Source organism: Mycobacterium persicum, assembly GCF_002086675.1.
Lineage (GTDB): Bacteria > Actinomycetota > Actinomycetes > Mycobacteriales > Mycobacteriaceae > Mycobacterium > Mycobacterium persicum.
In genome coordinates, this window is the sequence record NZ_MVIF01000230.1 from 1 (window position 1) to 1477 (window position 1477).

Genomic DNA, 1477 nt, shown 5'->3' on the forward strand with positions numbered 1-1477 from the left:
GGATAAGCAGGGCAAACAGCGCGTCTATCAGTCGGTGCTGTTGCGCCGCACCTTCCGCGACGGGCCCAAGGTGCGCAACGAGACCGTGGCCAACTTGTCGATGTTGCCCGAGGCGGCGATCGCCGCGCTGGAGGCGACGCTGAAGGGACACAGCCTGGTGCCCGCTGGTCAGGAGTTGACGGTGCTACGCGCGTTGCCGCATGGGCATGTAGCCGCGGTCGCGGCGATGGCCCGCCATCTGGGACTGCCCGCCCTGCTGGGGTCGCCGTGTCGGTCCCGCGATCTGATCTACGGGCTGATCGTCTCGCGGGTGATCAATCCGGCATCCAAGCTCTCGACGCTGTCGCGCTGGGCCGATTGCACCCTGGGCGCAGACCTGCAGATCGCCGACGCATCCACCGACGAGATCTATGCGGCGATGGACTGGCTCAGCGACCGCCAAGACGGCATCGAAAACAGGCTCGCCGCTAAACACCTTGGTCCACAAGCCAATCCGTCACGGATGGCGTTGTTTGACCTGACCTCATCGTGGGTGACGGGCCGCCATTGCGAGCTGGCCAAGCGCGGCTATTCCCGCGACCGCAAAAAGGGCTTACCGCAAATCGAATACGGGGTGCTCACCGACCCCGCCGGCCGGCCGGTGGCGGTGCGGGTCTTTGCCGGTGATACCGCCGATCCGGTCGCCTTCACCGACATCGTCGAGGTCATCCGCACCGGCTTCGGGCTGGACCGGCTGGTGCTAGTCGGCGACCGCGGCATGATCACCGCCGCTCGCATCGCCGCGATCAAAGAACTCAACGACACCGGAACCGATTTCGGGTGGATCACCGCGCTGCGCGCGCCAGCGATTGCCAAACTGGCCGCCGACGACGGGCCGCTGCAGATGAGCCTGTTCGATACCCACGACCTGGCCGAGATCACCCACCCCGACTACCCACACGAACGGCTGATCGCCTGCCGCAACCCCGCCCTGGCCGCCGAACGGGCCCGCAAACGCAATGAACTGCTGGCCGCCACCGAGACCGCCCTCGCGCGCATCGCCGAACGGGTCGAGCGCGGCAGCCTGGCCGGGGCCGGCAAGATCGGCGAAGCTGTCGGGCAGATCGTCAACAAATACAAGGTAAGCAAGCACTTTCACCGCACCATCACCGACACCAGCTTCGCCTATGAACGCGACCACGCAGCCATCACCGCCGAAGCCGCCCTCGACGGCATCTACGTCCTGCGCACCTCGGTGCCCGCCACCGACCTCAACGCCCCTGCCGTGGTCACCGGGTATAAAAACCTGGCCCATGTCGAACGCGACTTCCGCAGCATCAAAACCGACGACCTCGACCTACGCCCCATCCACCACCGGCTGTCTGAGCGCGTCAAAGCCCACGTACTGATCTGCCTGCTGGCCTGCTATGTGACCTGGCACTTACGCAAAGCCTGGGCGCCGCTGACCTACACCGACGAACACCCACCAACCCGCGAC

1 protein-coding gene is annotated in these 1477 nt (G+C 65.9%); it reads left to right on the forward strand.

Annotated elements, in window-relative coordinates; all coding sequences use genetic code 11:
• Window positions 1–1477 (forward strand): IS1634 family transposase (locus BST40_RS28040; protein WP_244174533.1); only part of this gene is annotated, 1477 nt, incomplete at both ends.